The following is a 17310-nucleotide window of genomic DNA, read 5'->3' as shown; positions in this document are numbered from 1 at the left end:
GTCTCTGCCGCAGCCCGCCCGCGCAGGCAAGGGGCGCGTGGGTCAAACCGGATCCACCGGGATCATCGTCGCTTGCAGCAGCGCGATGCAGGTTTCCCGGCCCTGATCCAGCGCAAACACCTCGGCGCGGGTCACGGTCAGGCGGCGGCCCGCCTTGGCCACTTCGCCCCGCGCAATCAGCCGCTCGCCCCTGGCCGGGGCCAGCAGGTTGATCTTGGCCTCTGCCGTCATCACCTCGCGCCCCTCCGGCATCAGGGTCAGCGCGGCATAGCCTGCCGCACTATCGGCCAGCGCAAAGGTCAGCCCGGCATGGCCTACCCCGTGTTGCTGATGCGCCAGCGGCAGGATCGGGGCCGAAATTTCCACCCGTCCGGGGCCAATATCGGTGATTTCGGCCCCGAATGTGGCCATCAGGCTTTGCCGGGCAAAGCTGTCGCGGATACGGGCGTCGGGCATGGTCGGCTCCTGTTCAGGCAAGGCCTGCCTCGGCCATCAGGCGGGCCGCGGCTGCCTCGGCAAGGCGGTCACGGCCTTCACCCTGCACGGGGATGCGGCCCGGCTCAAGAAACAGCGGGGCGGCCAAAGGTGTGACGCTGCGTAACCGCAGCAGGTCAATCCGGCCGCCGACGCGGGCAAGCATCTCCTCGATCCGGGCAAAATCGACCAGACCGCGCATCGCCTCTTCGCGGGTGATTGCCAGCATCAGGTGATCGGGGTCAAAGCGGCGCAGCGTGTCATAGAGGATGTCCGACGAAAACGTCGCCTGCCGCCCGGATTTGCGCCGCCCCTGATGCTGCCGCTCGATCAGCCCGGCGATGATGGCGCTGCTGCGGAAGGTGCGCTTCATCACCGCATTGCCGCCCAGCCAATGTTCCAGCCCGTCGCGCAGCGTTGCCGGGTCGAACAGCGGCGCCGCATCCAGCACGGGATCCAGCCCCCAGATCAGCGTGGCGTAATCGGTGGCCACAAACCCCAGCGGCCCAAGGCCCAGATCCTCCATCCGTTTGGTCAGCAGCAGGCCCAGCGTCTGCTGCGCGTTGCGCCCGGCAAAGCCATAGACGCAGAGATGTTCGCGCCCTTCATAGGGAAAGCTTTCGCACAGCAGGCGGCCCGGTTCGGGCAGGCGCGACACATCGCGTTGCAGGCCCAGCCAGCGGGCGGTGTGAAGCGGCAGCTCCGGCCAGCCGGATTGTTGCAGAATGGCAAGAATCCGGTCTCCAAGCAGAGTGGAGGTGGCGAATTTTGTGCCATTGAACACGGCCACCTTGGGGTCGCGCCCCGGCTGGCGGGTGACCTCCACGGTCAGTTCGTTCAATCCTTCATACCGAACCACCTGCCCGCCGATCAGAAAGGTGTCGCCCTGTGTCAGGGTGGCGGCGAAAGCCTCTTCCACCTCGCCCAGCGGCAGGCCACCCATGCGCCCCTTCAGCCGGACCTTCAGGGTTTCGGTGTCGATGATGGTGCCAAGGTTCTGCCGGATCACGGCGGCGCTGCGCGGATCACGCAACTGCCACCGCCCGCCCCGCAGCATCAGCCGTTGCCAGCGGTCATAGGCGCGCAACGCATAGCCGCCGGTCGCCGCGAAATCGAGGCAGGCGTCGAACTCGGGCCGGGTCAGGTGGGTGTAAGGCCCGGCGGTGATGACTTCGGCGTAAAGCGCATCCGCATCAAAAGGCGCGGCGCAGGCGGTTGCAAGGATATGCTGGCACAGCACATCGCGTGGCCCCGGCCCGCGCGGCTCGCCATCCAGATCGCGGGCACGCACCGCCTCCAGCGCCGCCTGACATTCCACCACCTCCCAGCGGTTTGCGGGCACCAGCAGCGCCTTTGACGGCGTGTTGTAGCGGTGATTGGCCCGCCCGATCCGCTGCACCAGCCGTTTGACGTTCTTGGGCGCGCCGACCTGAATCACCAGATCGACATCGCCCCAGTCGATCCCCAGATCAAGGCTGCCGGTGCAGACCACGGCGCGCAGCTGCCCTGCGGCCATCGCCTGTTCCACCCGTTCCCGCGCCTCGCGCGACAGGCTGCCATGATGGATGCCGATCGGCAGATCATCGGTATTGGCCAGCCAGAGGTCATGGAAAAACAGCTCAGCCTGCGCGCGGGTGTTGTGAAAGATCAGGGTCGTGCGGTGGTGTTTGACCTGTTCGAGAATGGCCGGGATCGCATAACGCCCGCCGCCGCCCGCCCAGGGCGGTGCCGTCTCGGTCAGCAGCATGGCGATATCCGGCTCCGGCCCCGGATCGGCCTGCAACACCTGCGTTCCGGCCCCGAGAAACCGGGCGAGCGCGGGCGGATCCTCGACGGTGGCCGACAGCCCGACGCGGCGCAAGTCGGGGGCAAGCGTGGCAAGGCGCGCGAGGCCGAGCATGAGCTGATCGCCGCGTTTGCTTTCGGCCAGCGCGTGAATCTCGTCCACGATCACCCGTTGCAGCCCGGCGAAGATGCGCGGCGCGTCCTCGTAGCTCAGCAGCAGCGCCAGACTTTCCGGCGTGGTGAGCAGGATATGCGGCGGATCGGCGCGCTGACGGCGGCGCTGCGTATAGGTGGTGTCGCCGCTGCGGTCCTCGATGCGGATGGCAAGCCCGGCCCCTTCGACCGGGCGGCGCAGGTTGCGGCGAATATCGGCGGACAGCGCCTTGAGCGGTGAAATGTAGAGCGTGTGCAAGCCCGGTCCCGGTTTTGGCCCCAGTTCGGCCAGTGTTGGCAGGAATCCGGCAAGTGTCTTGCCGCCGCCCGTGGGGGCGATCAGCAGGGTCGAGGTCGCCTGCGCCCGATCCAGCATCGCGGTTTGATGCGGATGCAGCGCCCAGCCTTGGGCATCGAACCAATCGGTCAGGGGGGCGGTCAGTTGGGTCATGCCCTGCAAGATAAGCGCCGCGCGGCAAAGAACCAGCCCACCCGTGCATGTGCCGCCCCTGCGGCGGGGCAAGCTTTCTGCTTGCAGGGGCAAAGCGCGCTGCCTATCCATGGGGCATGAAACTTCTTTTCCTAGGCGATGTGATGGGGCGTGCCGGGCGCGCGGCCATCGTGGAGCGGCTTCCCGGTCTGCGGACCGAATGGGGGCTGGATTTTGTGGTGGTGAATGGCGAAAACGCCTCGTCCGGGGCCGGGCTGACCGCCGAACACGCGCGCAATCTGCTGGCGGCGGGCGTCGATTGCCTGACGCTGGGTGATCATGCCTTCGATCAGAAGGACATGCTGCCCTTCATCGAACAGGAAAACCGCATCCTGCGCCCGCTGAACTTTGCCAAGATGGCACCGGGCAAGGGCGCCAAGCTGTTCTCGGATGTGCGGGGCCGCAAGGTGCTGGTGGCGCAGGTTCTGGGGCAGGTGTTCATGAAACGCCCGTTCGATGATCCGTTCTCGGCGATTGATACCGTGCTGAAGGCGCATCCGCTGGGCGGCATGGCGCAGGCGGTGATCGTGGATGTGCATTGCGAGGCGACATCGGAGAAGATGGCGATGGGCCATTGGTGTGATGGCCGCGCCAGCCTTGTCGTGGGCACCCATACCCATGTGCCCACCGGCGATGCGCAGATCCTTGGCGGGGGCACGGCCTATCTGACCGATGCGGGCATGTGCGGCGATTACAATTCGGTCATCGGCATGGAAAAGCTGGAGCCGATGCGCCGCTTTGTCACCGGGATGCCGAAAGAGCGGTTTCAGCCGGCCAATGGCCCGGCCACGCTGTCTGGTGTCTATGTTGAAACCGACGACCGCAGCGGCAAGGCCACGCGGGTGCGGATGATCCGCGTCGGGGGCACGCTGGAAGAGGCGCGCCCGTGACAGGCCTGCGCGCGCTGGCCGTCTGGCTGGTGCGGGCCATCACCTGCGCATGACCCAGCCCTTCGGGCCGGTGGTCATCAGCACGGTTGTTCCGGGCGCGCGGGTCAATTCGCGCAAGGCGGCAGTGTGACCGTGAAGGCGCAGGGCGGAGAACAGATGACCCCCGGCGGTGCCGTTCAGAGATTATCTTGCATGAAACCTTTGCGCTGCGGAGAATAATACTCTACTGGCTTTGTCGAGTTTGAACGCGGAGTGACCATGCTCGGAATCGAAATGGCGCAATCAACGCAGGCCCTGGTCGCGATAGGTATCCTGCTGGTTATGTTCGTTCTGTTCGTGAAAGAGACGTTCCCTGTTGAAGTGACCGCGATTGCCGGCGCGGCAACGATGATCCTTCTGGGCATCCTGCCCGAGAAGGAGGCGTTGAAAGTTCTGTCAAACAATGCGCCCTGGACCATCGCCCTGATGTTCATGGTGATGGGTGGTCTGGTGCGCACCGGATCGGTGGAAATGATGATCGGGCTGGCCGAACGGCATGTCGGCAACCGGCCCAAGACCACGATTGCGGTGCTGTTCGGCTTTGTTGCCGTGGCCTCTTCGGTGATGAACAACACGCCTCTGGTGGCGGTGATGATCCCCGTGGTGATCCAGATGGCCGCCCGGATCGGCAAGGCGCCTTCGAAACTGCTGATCCCGCTCAGCCATATGACGGTGCTGGGCGGCATGATCTCGTTGATCGGCACCTCCACCAACCTGCTGGTGGACGGATCGGCGCATGATGCCGGGTTGGAGCATTTCGGCCTGTTTGAAATCGCCCCGCTCGGGATTGCGGTGACGCTGGTGGGCGGGCTGTATCTGGCGCTGTTCGCGGACCGTCTTCTGCCCGAGCGGCAGTCGATGGCGTCGATGCTAGGCGACCGCAAACGCATGAAATATTTCACCGAAGTCGCCATTCCTGAAGATTCCGTGCTGATCGGCGTGCCGGTGCTGGAGGTGCAGCAGTTCAAGCGCAACGGGGTGCGGGTGATCGACGTGCTGCGCGGCGATGAATCGCTGCGCCGCGCCTTGCAGTCGGCGGTGCTGGCCGCGGGCGACCGCGTGGTGCTGCGCACCGAGATGTCGGAATTGCTGGGGATGCAGAACCGCACCGATATGCGCATCGCCGACAAACTGTCGTCGGTGGAAACCGAAACGGTCGAAGTCCTGATCACGCCCGGCTGCCGCATGATCGGCCGCACCTTGGGCGAATTGCGGCTGCGGCGGCGCTATGGCGTCTATGTGCTAGCCGCGCATCGCAAAAGCCAGAACATCGGCCGTCAGTTGGACGAACTGGTGGTGCAGGTGGGCGATACGCTGCTGCTGGAAGGGGCCTCGGCCGATATCAAGCGGCTGGCTGATGACATGGATATGGTGGATGTCAGCCATCCGAAACAGCGCGCCTATCGCCGCGGCAAGGCGCCGATTGCGCTTGGAGCGCTGTTTCTGGTGGTGCTGCTGTCCTCGTTCGACGTGGCCCCGATCTATGTGCTGGGCTTCATCGCCGTGACACTGATCCTGATCACCCGCTGCATCGACAGCGACGAGGCGCTGAGCTTTGTCGACGGGCGTTTGCTGGCGATGATCTTTGCCATGCTGGCGGTGGGCGAGGGGCTGGATCGGTCGGGTGCGGTGACCATCATCGTGACGCAGGTGAAACCCTGGATGGAAGGGCTGCCGCCGTTCCTGATGATCATGGCGATTTATCTGCTGGGGCTGATCCTGACAGAGTTCCTGTCGAACAATGCCGTCGCGGTGCTGTATACCCCGATTGCGATTCAGCTGGCGCATCAGCTTGGCGTCGATCCGCGCCCCTTTGTGGTTGCGGTGATGTTTTCGGCGACCCTGGCCTTTGCAACCCCGATTGGCTATCAGACCAATATGATGGTCTATGGCCCGGGTGGCTACAAGTTCCTCGATTTCACCCGGATCGGCGTGCCGATGAACATCATCACCTGGCTGCTGTGTTCGGCGCTCATTCCGCTGATCTGGCCGCTTTACCCCTGAGAAACCGGGGGCGGCGGGCTCAGGGGTTGCCGCGCCCCTTGCGCGTGGTGTAGAGGAGCCCATCACCGTAACACGGACCGGAGTTGGGTCATGGCAGGCCATTCTAAATGGGCGAATATCCAGCATCGCAAGGGCAAGCAGGACAAACTGCGCTCCAAGATGTTTTCGAAGCTGGCGAAGGAAATCACCGTCGCAGCCAAGATGGGCGATCCTGACCCCGACAAGAACCCGCGCCTGCGTCTGGCCGTGAAGGCCGCCAAATCGGTGTCGATGCCAAAGGACGTGATCGAGCGCGCGATCAAGAAATCGCAGGGCGGCGATGCGGCGGATTACACCGAAATCCGTTATGAAGGCTATGGCGTGAACGGCATTGCGATCATCGTCGAAGCGATGACCGACAACCTGAACCGCACCGCCAGCAATGTGCGCAGCTATTTCACCAAATGCGGCGGCAATCTGGGGCAAAGCGGTTCGGTCGCGCACAGCTTTGATCGCGTCGGCGAAATCTCCTATCCGGCTTCGGCGGGCGATGCCGATACGGTGATGATGGCCGCTCTGGAGGCCGGTGCCGATGATGTGGAATCGGATGACGAGGGCCATTGGGTCTATTGTTCGGTCGAGGCCCTGTCGGAAGTGTCGGATGCGCTGGAAAAAGCGCTGGGCGAATCCGATGAATCCAAGCTGATCTTCAAACCGCAGACCCGCACCGAGGTGGATCTGGAAACGGCGCAAAAGCTGATGCGGCTGATCGACATGCTGGAAGAGGATGACGATGTGCAGACCGTCACCCATAATTTCGACATCCCGGATGATGTCGCCGCACAACTGGCCTGAGCCACGGCGCGCCGGATCGGAGCAAAGCCCCCGCTGTGCGGGGGCTTTTTCATGGGGGCGGGTCAGATCATGAAGGTCCAGTCGTCCAGAAAATCGGTCAGCGCCGCGACTGAGATCTCTTCGCGCAGCGTGATGTGGCGGGTGGCGTTGAAGCTGGACAGGGTGATCCCTGTCAGCAACACCTGCACATCGCCTGCAATCAGGCGTGTATCATGGCCCTCGGCCCGCAGGGTGATCTGGCGGACCGAGTCGGCCCCGACGTGGAAATTGAGCTTGTCCACACCCAGTTGAAAATCGCGGATCTCGGCCAGCCCGTCGCCGGTGCGGAACTCGAACGTATCGCGCCCGGCGCCGCCGAACAGCACATCGGCCCCCACGCCACCATCCAGCGTATCATTGCCCGCGCCGCCGACCAGCCAGTCATCCTGTTCATTGCCGATCAGCAGATCCGCGCCGCGCCCGCCGTTCAGCGTATCCGCTCCCAGCCCGCCAATCAGCGCATCCGCCCCGGCTTCGCCCCACAGGCGGTCATTGCCGCCATTGCCGATCACCAGATCCCGCCCGCCCGAGGCGGCGATCCGGTCGCCGCGATCCGACAGGATCATCAGGTCATTGCCGCGCAGGGCGCTGCGCAGCAGGGCCTCGTCATCGGGACGCAGCCGCGTGGTGGCCGCGGCGGCAATGTCGGTGGCGGCCAACGCAAATCCGGCCAGTTGAAACGTGCCCGCGCCGGTTTCGTGTGACAGGGCGGTCACCGTGCCGCCCGAAAGCTTGCCTGCCGCATCCACCACCAGATCATTGCCCGACAGCCGCCACACATCGCCCGACGCGCCCAGAGCCGTGATGCGCCCGGTATTGCCAAGGCTGATATCGGCAAAATCGAAGCGGTTGCCATGCAGCGAAATCCACCAGTCGCCCAGATCGGTTGGCCCATGCGGGCGCAGCATGTCGGGCTCCAGACCGGCAAACGGGCGTGTGTTCCAAAGGGCAGGGCTGTCGGGGCTGAAGCCCCGTTGGGTCAATGTCAGAAAGGCCATTGTATGATCCTGTGGGATTTGAAATCAAATTTCCGGCAAATTGACGTGGTGCCCCCGGCACGTCAAGCCTTCACGCCGCAGGCGGGGCGGGCAAAGGGTGCAGCGCCTGCCGTGCTGCCTCGCGCAGGGCACGGGTGAGCGGAAAGATGGCAGATGCGGCAAGCCGGGCGAATTGCCAATGCAGCGGCACATCCAGCGGGGTGCCGGGCCGCAGATCCACCAACTGTCCCGCCGCCCGCTCGGCCCGGATCAGCGGTTCGGGGTTCATCCCCCATCCAAGGCCCGCCACAGCGGCATCGACAAAGCCCTGACTGGACGCCAGCCGATGCGTGGGAAAGGCAAGACCGGGGCCGAATTCCCGGCTGATCCACGCCGATTGCAGCCGGTCCTTGTCGGAAAAGGTCAAGGCCGGGGCCTGCGCCATGGCGGCGCGGCTGGCCCCCTGCGGCATCCAGCGCGCGAGATAGGCCGGGCTTGCGGTCGCGTGATAGCGCAGGATGCCCAGAGGCAAGGTGTCGCAGCCCTGCAAGGGGCCGGGATGCGCGGTGATGGCCCCTGCCACCTCGCCCCGGCGCAGCCAGTCCTGACTGTGGTCCTGATCGTCAATCACGATGTCGAACAGCAAGCCCTGTGTGGTGGCCAGTGCCGGGATCACCCAGGTGGCAAGGCTGTCGGCATTGACGGCGATGCGGATGATGGCGAGGCCGACCTCCGGCTGCGCCAGCTCTGCCGCCAGACCGGCCTCCAAGAGCGAGACATCATCGAAATGCCGGATCAGCCGCAGCCCGGCGTCGGTGGCGGTGCAGGGCTGCGCGCGGCGGATCAACAGGCTGCCCATGCGTTCTTCCAGCGTCTTGATCCGTTGCGACACGGCCGAGGGCGTCAAGCCAAGCTGTGCCGCAGCCAGATCAAAGCTGCCACGCCGGTGCACGGCCGCCAAGGCTTGCAGATGCGGATAGTCGAGCATTAGATATTCTTAATCACTGAGAGAAACATTAACTGGAGTGAGCCAACCCTTCCCGCCTATGTCAAGCGCAACAGCAGGGAGAGCATCATGTGGGAAGCGGCAGTTGCGGGTTATCTGATCTCGATCAGCCTGATTGCGGCCATCGGGGCGCAGAATGCTTTTGTGCTGCGGCAGGGCCTGCGGCGCGAGCATGTGTTGCCGGTGGTGCTGGTCTGCGCGCTGTCGGATGCCGTGCTGATTGCAGCAGGGGTTGCGGGGTTTGGTGCGATTTCAGCGCAGATCCCGTGGTTCGGCCTGGCGATGCGCTGGCTGGGCGTGGCGTTCCTGCTGGTCTATGGCGCGCTGCGGTTCCGCGCCGCGCTGCGCGGGGGCGAGGCGCTTGTGCCCGCCACGACCGATGCAGTGCCGCTGCGCCGGGTGTTGATGATGTGCCTGCTGTTCACCTGGGCCAATCCGCATGTCTATCTGGATACGCTGGTGTTGATCGGGTCGGTTTCGGCGCAATATGCGCCGCATGGTCTGGCCTTCGGCATCGCGGCGGCGCTGGCCTCGCTCAGCTTCTTTGGGGCGCTGGGCTATGGGGCGCGGCTGCTGGCCCCGGTGTTCGCCCGCCCGCAGGCCTGGGTGGTGCTGGAGATCATCGTGGGCTGCGTGATGTGGGCGCTGGCGGCAGGGCTGGCGCTGGGCTGATTTGTCACCATCACAAAGCCGGGGTTGCAGCCGCCCGGCGCATGGGATCAGGTCTGGCCATGGGTGATGCGCAAATGACCGAAATGCGCCCGGTGCAGGGTGTGATGTGGATGCTGGCCTCGGGGCTGAGTTTTGTCTGCGTCAACGGTATCGTGCGGGCGCTGGGCACCGATCTGCCTGCCGCGCAATCGGCCTTTATCCGCTTTGGCTTTGGCGTGCTGTTCCTGCTGCCCACGATCCTGCCCATGCTGCGGGCAGGCTTTCCGCCTGCGGCGCTGCGGCTGTTTGGCCTGCGGGGGGTGATCCATACCGGGGCGGTGCTGTGCTGGTTTTATGCGATGGCGCGGCTGCCGGTAGCCGAGGTGACGGCCATCGGCTATCTGACGCCAGTACTTGTCACGCTGGGCGCGGCGTTGGTGTTCGGCGAGACTTTGGCCCTGCGCCGGATCCTCGCGGTGATTGTGGCCGTCTGCGGCGCGGCGATCGTGCTGCGTCCGGGGCTGCGCGAGGTGACAGACGGGCATCTGGCGCAGATGGCCGCCGCGTTCTTCTTTGCCGGATCGTATCTCTTTGCCAAGCGCCTGACCGGCATGGCCGGGGCCGGGCAAGTGGTGGCGATGCTGAGCCTGTGTGTGACGCTGGGCCTGTTGCCGTTTGCGCTCTGGGTCTGGGTGCCGGTGACGCCGGTGCAACTGGGCGCGCTGGCGCTGGTGGCCGGATTTGCCACCTCGGGGCATTATTGCATGAGCCGGGCCTTTGCCGTGGCCCCGCTGACCGTCACCCAGCCTGTGACCTTCCTGCAACTTGTCTGGGCCACCCTGATGGGCGCGCTGGTCTTTCACGAGGGCGTGGACGCGTTCGTGCTGCTGGGCGGCGGCATCATCATCGCCGCCATCAGCTATATCACCTGGCGCGAGGCGGTGGTGAAACGGCGTATCGTGACGCCGACGGATGTTGCAACGCGGGTCTGAAGCCTGCTGTCAGAACGCGGGCCCCATGCGGGTGTTTGACATCGGTAAGGCCGATTGTTTACATCGCGGAAACGCCTCGCAAGCCAGAATGGCCGGGCGCACCATACAGGTTGAATCATATGAAGATTGCGATGATTGGGACGGGCTATGTCGGATTGGTATCCGGCGTATGTTTTTCGGATTTTGGCCATGATGTTGTCTGTGTCGACAAGGATCCGGCCAAGGTCGAAAAGCTGCGCGCCGGCCATGTGCCGATCTTCGAGCCGGGTCTCGAGGCGCTGATGGCCAAGAACGTGGCGGCGGGGCGGCTGTCCTTCACGCTGGATCTGGCCGAAGCGGTGGCGGGGGCCGATGCCGTGTTCATTGCGGTGGGCACGCCCACCCGGCGCGGTGATGGCCATGCCGATCTGACCTATGTGATGGCCGCCGCGCGTGAGATCGGCGCGGCGCTGACGGATTATGCGGTGATCGTCACCAAATCCACCGTGCCGCTGGGCACCAATCGCAAGGTGGCGGCGGCGGTGGCCGAAACGGCGGGCGGCAAGGCCTTCGATGTGGCCTCCAACCCCGAGTTTCTGCGCGAAGGCGCTGCCATCGACGATTTCATGCGCCCGGATCGGGTGGTGGTGGGCGTGGAAAGTGATCGTGCGCGCAAGGTGATGCAGGATATCTATCGCCCGCTGTCGCTGCGCGATTTTCCGGTGGTCTATACCAATCTCGAATCCGCCGAGATGATCAAATATGCCGCCAATGCGTTTCTGGCGACCAAGATCACCTTCATCAACGAAATCGCGGCCCTGTGTGAACGGGTCGGGGCCGATGTGAAGGCGGTCAGCAAGGGCATCGGCATGGACGGCCGGATCGGCGCGAAGTTCCTGCATGCCGGGCCGGGCTATGGCGGCAGTTGTTTCCCCAAGGATACCAAGGCGCTGGCGCGGATTGGCCAGGAACATGCGGTGCCGATGCAGATCACCGAAACCGTCATCAAGGTGAATGAGGAAATCAAGCGCCGCATGATCGACAAGATCGAGGATCTGTGTGGCGGGCAATTGCGCGACAAGGTGATCGCGGTGCTGGGCGTGACCTTCAAGCCCAATACCGATGACATGCGCGATGCGCCCTCGCTGACCATCGTGCCGGCGCTGGTCGGCGCGGGGGCGAAGGTGCGTGTGGTCGACCCGGAGGGCAAGCGCGAGGGCGAGGCGCTGCTGCCGGGCGCAAAATGGATGGACAGTGCCTATGGCGCGGCGCAGGGCGCCGATCTGGTGGTGCTGCTGACGGAATGGAACGAGTTCCGCGCGCTCGATCTTGGCAAACTGGCGCGCAAGATGGCCACGCCGCGTCTGGCCGATCTGCGCAATGTCTATGACCGGGACGAGGTTCTGGCCGCCGGATTCGAGGCCTATGTCGGCGTCGGACGCTGATCACAGGCTTCGCTGAAAGATGGGCGCGCGCCGGGCATTGTTTCCGGCGCGCGCTGTCATTTACGGCTATGCAACACAGGTTTGCGCCGCATTAACAGGAAATGCCACAATCTTGCCATCGGTCCCGACGGGGGCTGCCACGCTTTGTTAAGCGCCCGAAAAGCACGACTCGCCATTCTGGAACCGGGTGTTCTGTGGTGGTTCGTGGGGTTTCAGGGTGGGTGGCTTCAGGGTGTTGGGCACCTTTACGGGTGCGGCCCGGCATATGCTGGCGGGTATTACCGATATTTGCACGCGGGTTGTGGACGGCGTTGTTCAGGTTTTCACAACAACACGCAGTGGCGGCGGCCTGATCGCGTTTGAGCTGGACAGCAGTGCCGATGGGCTGCGGCTGATCGACCAGCAGGGGATTGCGGCCGGGTCTGTCCTCTCGGCCCCGGCGCAGATGTCGGTGGTGGGTCTGGGGGCCGGGGCCGCGCTGGTCTGGACCGGCGGCTGGGCCACTGGGCTGGGCGGCTTCCGGCTGGATGATCAGGGTCGGATCGGGGCGGCGTTCACGCTGGGCGGCGGGCCGTCAGGGGTGATGACGGCGCAGGCGCTTGGTGTGGCGGGCGGCACGGCCTATGCGGTGCTTGCCCCTGCGGGCGGCGGAGAACTTCAGGTCTGGCGCATGGCCGACAGCGGGCGCATGGCGCTGGCGCATCAGATCGCGCTGCCAGATGCGGCGGCAGGGATCGACATCACCGCGCTGCACATGGCGCGCATCGGTACTGGCAGTTTTGTCGTGTCGCTGTCGGCGGCGCAGGATGCGGTGACGGTCTATGAGCTGTCCGCCGCCGGTCGGCTGACCGTGACGGCCAAGATCGGCGCGGCGGGCGGCCTTGGCATCACCACCCCCTCGGCGCTGGAGGTGGTGCAGGTGGCGGGCAAGACCTGGGTCTTTGTCGCGGCGGCGGGTTCGTCCTCGCTTTCGGTGCTGAGGCTGACGGGCGATGGCGGCATCAGCCTGACCGACCATGTGATCGACACGCTGGACACGCGGTTTCAGGGTGTGCAGGCGCTGGCCACAGCCGTGGTAGGGGACCGCGTGTTCCTGTTTGCGGGCGGCGGCGATCAGGGGCTGTCGGCCTTCATGCTGCTGCCCGATGGCAGGTTGCTGGCGATGGGCGCGCAACTGCAGACGGCGGGGCTTGCACTCGACAATGTCACCGCAATCGAGGCAGTGGTCCGGGCGGGCAAGATCGAGTTGATCGTGGCCTGCGAAGGCGTGGGTCTGCATCGGCTGATCTTCGATCCGGGGCGACCGGCGGCGGAACAGCGCGGCAATGGCGGGGCCGAAACCCTGACTGGCGGCGCATACGAAGATCTGCTGGCCGGGTTTGGTGGCAATGACCTGTTGCTGGGGGGGGCCGGGCAGGATGTGCTGTTTGACGGCAGCGGGTCGGATGTGATGTGGGGTGGGGCGGGCGCGGATGTCTTTGTGCTGGCAGGTGATGGCGAGGATGATGTGATCCGCGATTTCACGCTGGGCGAAGACCGGCTCGATCTGTCGGGCTGGGGGCGGATCTATGCGGTCGAGGCTTTGCCGATGGTCGGGCGGCGCGGCTGCGTGGTGATCCGCTTCGGGCAGGAGGCGCTGTATGTCTATAGCGCCGATGGCCGTGACATTGACCCGGATGTGTTTTCTTCGGGGGATTTTTTCGGGCTGTGGCATGTGGTGGCCCCGGTGGTGACGCCCGGCACCCGGATCGAAGGCTCGCCCGCCCGGGATACGCTCAGCGGTTCGGGCGGCGATGATACGCTTGTCGCTTCGCCCGGTGGCGATCTTCTGCAAGGGGGCGGTGGCCGGGATATGGTGGATTATGGCGCGGCCCCAGCCGGGGTGCTGGCCGATCTGCAAGCGCCCGACAGCAATCAGGGCATGGCGGCGGGCGACCGCTATGCCGGGATCGAGGATCTGGGCGGCGGTGCCTTTGCCGACACCCTGCGCGGCGATGACGGCGGCAATCTGTTGTCGGGGCAAAGCGGGGATGATCGGCTGGACGGGCGCGGCGGTGCCGATACGCTGCTGGGCGGCGCGGGCAATGATGTGCTGGCCGGGGGCGCGGGCGCTGACCGGCTGGAGGGGGGCAGCGGCTTTGATCTGGCCGATTACCGCAAGTCGGGTTCCGGAGTGCGCGTCGATCTTGCGCAGCCGGATCTGGCGGCGGGCGGCGCTGCGGGCGATGTCTGGCGCGATCTGGAAGGGGTCTGGGGCAGCCGCTTTGCCGACCGGCTGACCGGGGATGATGCGGCCAACCTGCTGCGTGGCGATGCCGGGGCCGATACCCTGTCTGGCGCTGGCGGCGATGACACGCTGGAGGGCGGGGCCGGGCTGGATTGGGCTTATTATGAAGGCCGCGCGCCGGTGCGCATCAATCTGTCACTGACCGGCGTGCAAGACACCGGGGGCCGTGGACGCGATCTGTTGCGCGACATTGAAAACCTGCTGTCCGGCTGGGGCGATGATACCCTGGCGGGATCAGAGGCCGCCAATCAGCTCTGGTCGGGCGAAGGCAATGACCGCCTGTCGGGCGGTGGCGGCAACGATACCTTGCAGGGCGGTCTTGGCAACGATGTGCTGTCGGGTGGCAGCGGCTTTGATGTCGCGCTCTATCGCGGCAGCGCGGCGGTGCGTGTCGATCTGGCGCTCGGCGGGGCGCAGGCGACAGGGCAGGGCCGTGACCGGCTGGACGGGATCGAGGCGCTGCACAGCGGCACGGCATCGGACTGGCTGGCGGGCACGACGGGGGCGAACCGGTTGCTGGCCTTTGCCGGTAACGATACGCTGCTGGGCCGCGCTGGCAAGGACACGCTGCAAGGCGGGGCAGGTAATGACTGGCTGAATGGCGGCAGTAGCGATGACCGGCTGGTGGGCGGCGCGGGGCGTGATGTGGTGGTCTATGGCGGCGGCGCGGCGCTGCACCTGTCGCTGACGGTGAAAGCGGCGCAGCAGACGCCGGAGGGGCGCGATACACTGGTCAGCATCGAAGGGATCAAAAGCGGCGGTGGCGATGACCGCCTGTCGGGCAACAGCCGCGACAATCTGCTGATCGGGCGGGGCGGGGGCGACACCCTGCGCGGCGGGGCGGGCAATGATACGCTGCGCGGCGGCGCTGGGGCGGATGTGCTGACCGGCAATGGCGGCGCGGATGTGATCGCGGGCGGGCGCGGCTTTGACTGGGCGCTGTATGAGGGCAAAACTGCCGTGCGGATTGATCTGCGCATCGCGGGCGCGCAGGCCACCGGGCGCGGTTCGGATCAACTGAGCGGGATCGAGGGCATCCGCAGCGGCTCGGGCCATGATGTGCTGATCGGCCATGAGGGGGCCAACCGCCTGTTTGGCGGTGGCGGGGCGGATCGGCTGATCGGCAATGGGGGCAATGACTGGCTGTTCGGCAGCGCAGGCAATGACCGGCTGACCGGCGGGCGCGGCGCGGATCGGTTCGTGTTCGGCAGCGGGTACGACAGGGTGAGCGACCTCGACCGGTTTGCCGGGGACCGGCTCTATCTGGATGCAGCACTGCTGCCGCAGATCCGCGGGCTTGGCGCGGCGGCCATCGTCGCCCGTTGGGGCGACGATCTGGGGCGGGATGTGGCACTGGACTTCGGCGGGGCGGGCCGCGTTGTGCTGGAAGGCGTGGCCAGCCTTGCCGCCCTGACCCAGGTTATCGAGATCCTGTGACCGTCCGCTTCAATAGCTGAACACGTCATCCGCCAGCGCGGCCAGATCCGAGACACCGCGCAGCACCAGACTGTTGCTGCCGCCAAAGGCAAAGACGATGCTGCCACCGACCACGCGCGCCGCGTCCAGAATTTCCGCTCCACTGCGCGCGCCACCGCCCCAGAGGGTGCTGGCAAAGCCCAGGCTGTCAACATCTTCGCGGAAATCCAGCACCCGGTCGCGGCCCGCCGCAAAGAGGAATTCATCAGACCCGGTGCCGCCGGTCAGTCGGTCGTCGCCCCGACCGCCATTCAGCCTGTCATTGCCGTGACCGCCGCGCAGGCTGTCTTGCCCCGACCCGCCAGCGATCCTGTCGGCCCCTTGCCCGCCCGCCAGCAGGTTGGCGGCGTGGTTTCCGGTGATCCGGTCATTCCCCGAGCCGCTGACCACCTCTTCGATCCGCGTGCCGCGTGCGATGTTCATGTTGAGCTGATAGCCTCCCACCGAGGACAGCGTGTTCGGCACAAGGCTGATCGTCTGATCGGCGCGGATCGTGCTGACATCCAGCCGGTCCAGCCCGCCGGTGTCAAAAAGGGTGAACACCATGTTGTCGCCGAGGAACGTGCGGTCGGGCATTGCCGCACCTTCAAACATTGCTGCCATCATGTCACCCAGATAGCCGCCCACGGTGTTGTTGGCGCCATAGGTCGTGTCTCCGGCGCGGGTGCTGACCGTGGTGTGGTAAAGCGACTGGATGGCCACGATGTCGGCGGGCATCACCGTCGCCAGATCGCCCGCATCGCCGCGATAGTTCGGATTCTCCAGCTGTGAAAAATACGACATCACGGTGAACAGCACACTGTCATTGGCATAATGGCTGTCATCGCGCCAACTGGCGCTGCCATTGTAATTCCCGGCATGGCCAAGGCCAAGCGCATGGCCGATCTCGTGGATATAGGTCTGAAGCCAGTAGCTGTTCAGCGATACCAGACTGGAATTCCAGTACTTCGCCACATTGATGTAAGACGTATCAATGGCCCCGTCGATCAGGGCAAATCTGGCAAACGCGCCGTCCTGACTGTTGTCGAAGGTCAGATCGGGGTCGATGGCACGGTTGCGGGTCAGCGTCAGGGTGTAATCGCCGGTATCCCAGCCATCAGAACTCTTTGCGCTCAGGTAATAGGTGCCGCTGCGGTCGGCGGTAAAGGTGATGCGGCTGTCCTGCGTGCTGTCTGTGGCATCATCGTTGCTGTCGATCATCTTGCCGGCCGCGTTGCGCAGGATCAGCAGCGGATCGGACAGCCCCGTCACATCGCCCTCGGACCGCAGGTTCATGGTGTAGGTCCGCCCCGCCACCAGATCGAGCTTGATCCAGTCCACATCGCCACCCCGGCGGATATCGCCATGCAGTTGCTGATTGTCGGCGAGGGTGACTTTGGTATGGCGCCCGGCGGCGGCATCGGTGCCTTCTTGCCGTTCGGCCAGATCGGGCGCGACAAAGGGGCGAAACTCGATCTCTGTCACATCGGCCCAGGCATCCAGCGCCGCGCGGGCCACAAAGGCCTCGTCTTCCGACAGGGCGGTCATGTCATAGTGCAGAACGCCCTCCGGGCCGAGGTCAAAGGCACGCTTGGCGTCGTTATTTTCGGCCCATGACCAGAACCCGTTGGTCAGTTGATCGGCAATCGCGTGCAGCGAATAGGTGGGCAGGCGGCTGGTGGTGGCGGGCAGGTGCAGATCGGCGGCGGCGGTGGCATCATCCGGGCGAAGGGCAGCACAAAGGGTACACATAACAAAACCTTGGACATCTCAGGGTTGCAACACCGCCCATCGCTAGCACCGATTCTGC

12 protein-coding genes are annotated in these 17310 nt (G+C 65.2%); 7 read left to right on the top strand and 5 right to left on the bottom strand.

Going from position 1 to position 17310, the window contains the following annotated elements; all coding sequences use genetic code 11:
* Positions 1-42: 42 nt before the first annotated feature.
* On the bottom strand, positions 43-456 hold the full coding sequence (locus KM031_RS05760) for a PaaI family thioesterase (protein ID WP_215503579.1): 414 nt from the start codon (positions 454-456) through the stop codon (positions 43-45).
* 13 nt (positions 457-469) lie between these two features.
* Positions 470-2863 carry a ligase-associated DNA damage response DEXH box helicase gene (locus tag KM031_RS05755; RefSeq protein ID WP_215503578.1) on the bottom strand — a complete coding sequence of 798 codons (2394 nt, stop codon included), beginning with the start codon at positions 2861-2863 and terminating at the stop codon, positions 470-472.
* 116 nt (positions 2864-2979) lie between these two features.
* Here KM031_RS05755 and KM031_RS05750 point away from each other — a divergent pair, with 116 nt between their 5' ends.
* From KM031_RS05750 to KM031_RS05740, 3 genes are all read left to right on the top strand, one after another.
* A complete protein-coding gene (locus KM031_RS05750; RefSeq protein WP_215503577.1) occupies positions 2980-3792 on the top strand; it encodes a TIGR00282 family metallophosphoesterase in 813 nt (270 codons plus the stop codon).
* A gap of 258 nt (positions 3793-4050) precedes the next feature.
* Positions 4051-5835 carry an SLC13 family permease gene (locus KM031_RS05745; RefSeq protein WP_215503576.1) on the top strand — a complete coding sequence of 595 codons (1785 nt, stop codon included), beginning with the start codon at positions 4051-4053 and terminating at the stop codon, positions 5833-5835.
* 90 nt (positions 5836-5925) lie between these two features.
* Positions 5926-6669, top strand: a complete 744-nt coding sequence (locus KM031_RS05740) for a YebC/PmpR family DNA-binding transcriptional regulator (protein ID WP_215503575.1) — start codon at positions 5926-5928, stop codon at positions 6667-6669.
* A gap of 62 nt (positions 6670-6731) precedes the next feature.
* Here KM031_RS05740 and KM031_RS05735 read toward each other — a convergent pair whose 3' ends face one another.
* Both KM031_RS05735 and KM031_RS05730 read right to left on the bottom strand, forming a co-directional pair.
* Positions 6732-7706, bottom strand: a complete 975-nt coding sequence (locus KM031_RS05735) for a calcium-binding protein (protein ID WP_246566793.1) — start codon at positions 7704-7706, stop codon at positions 6732-6734.
* A gap of 70 nt (positions 7707-7776) precedes the next feature.
* Positions 7777-8673, bottom strand: coding sequence for a LysR family transcriptional regulator ArgP (locus KM031_RS05730; protein ID WP_215503574.1), 897 nt, complete (start codon positions 8671-8673; stop codon positions 7777-7779).
* An 87-nt stretch (positions 8674-8760) separates the two neighbouring features.
* Here KM031_RS05730 and KM031_RS05725 point away from each other — a divergent pair, with 87 nt between their 5' ends.
* From KM031_RS05725 to KM031_RS05710, 4 genes are all read left to right on the top strand, one after another.
* A complete protein-coding gene (locus tag KM031_RS05725) occupies positions 8761-9363 on the top strand; it encodes a LysE/ArgO family amino acid transporter (protein WP_215503573.1) in 603 nt (200 codons plus the stop codon).
* Between the two features lie 110 nt (positions 9364-9473).
* A complete protein-coding gene (locus tag KM031_RS05720) occupies positions 9474-10334 on the top strand; it encodes a DMT family transporter (RefSeq protein ID WP_215503956.1) in 861 nt (286 codons plus the stop codon).
* 119 nt (positions 10335-10453) lie between these two features.
* Positions 10454-11758 (top strand): UDP-glucose dehydrogenase family protein, encoded by a 1305-nt coding sequence (locus KM031_RS05715; protein WP_215503572.1) that lies wholly within the window; start codon positions 10454-10456, stop codon positions 11756-11758.
* 232 nt (positions 11759-11990) lie between these two features.
* Positions 11991-15482, top strand: coding sequence for a calcium-binding protein (locus tag KM031_RS05710; protein ID WP_260692113.1), 3492 nt, complete (start codon positions 11991-11993; stop codon positions 15480-15482).
* Between the two features lie 9 nt (positions 15483-15491).
* Here the strand turns inward: KM031_RS05710 and KM031_RS05705 are convergent, their stop codons facing one another.
* Positions 15492-17252, bottom strand: coding sequence for a M10 family metallopeptidase C-terminal domain-containing protein (locus tag KM031_RS05705; RefSeq protein ID WP_215503570.1), 1761 nt, complete (start codon positions 17250-17252; stop codon positions 15492-15494).
* Positions 17253-17310 lie beyond the last annotated feature (58 nt).

It is taken from the genome of Gemmobacter fulvus (genome assembly GCF_018798885.1).
GTDB classification, from domain to species: Bacteria; Pseudomonadota; Alphaproteobacteria; order Rhodobacterales; family Rhodobacteraceae; genus Gemmobacter; species Gemmobacter fulvus.
The sequence above is the reverse complement of the archived record's forward strand: the minus strand, read 5'-3'. Positions and strand labels throughout refer to the sequence as shown.

Bases quoted from the DNA above. Each gene is read 5' to 3' on its own strand.
- KM031_RS05755 (WP_215503578.1), bottom strand. From the start codon at position 2,863: ATGACCCAACTGACCGCCCCCCTGACCGATTGGTTCGATGCCCAAGGC.
- KM031_RS05735 (WP_246566793.1), bottom strand. From the start codon at position 7,706: ATGGCCTTTCTGACATTGACCCAACGGGGCTTCAGCCCCGACAGCCCT.
- KM031_RS05760 (WP_215503579.1), bottom strand. From the start codon at position 456: ATGCCCGACGCCCGTATCCGCGACAGCTTTGCCCGGCAAAGCCTGATG.
- KM031_RS05715 (WP_215503572.1), top strand. From the start codon at position 10,454: ATGAAGATTGCGATGATTGGGACGGGCTATGTCGGATTGGTATCCGGC.
- KM031_RS05705 (WP_215503570.1), bottom strand. From the start codon at position 17,252: ATGTGTACCCTTTGTGCTGCCCTTCGCCCGGATGATGCCACCGCCGCC.
- KM031_RS05720 (WP_215503956.1), top strand. From the start codon at position 9,474: ATGCTGGCCTCGGGGCTGAGTTTTGTCTGCGTCAACGGTATCGTGCGG.
- KM031_RS05740 (WP_215503575.1), top strand. From the start codon at position 5,926: ATGGCAGGCCATTCTAAATGGGCGAATATCCAGCATCGCAAGGGCAAG.
- KM031_RS05745 (WP_215503576.1), top strand. From the start codon at position 4,051: ATGCTCGGAATCGAAATGGCGCAATCAACGCAGGCCCTGGTCGCGATA.
- KM031_RS05730 (WP_215503574.1), bottom strand. From the start codon at position 8,673: ATGCTCGACTATCCGCATCTGCAAGCCTTGGCGGCCGTGCACCGGCGT.
- KM031_RS05750 (WP_215503577.1), top strand. From the start codon at position 2,980: ATGAAACTTCTTTTCCTAGGCGATGTGATGGGGCGTGCCGGGCGCGCG.
- KM031_RS05725 (WP_215503573.1), top strand. From the start codon at position 8,761: ATGTGGGAAGCGGCAGTTGCGGGTTATCTGATCTCGATCAGCCTGATT.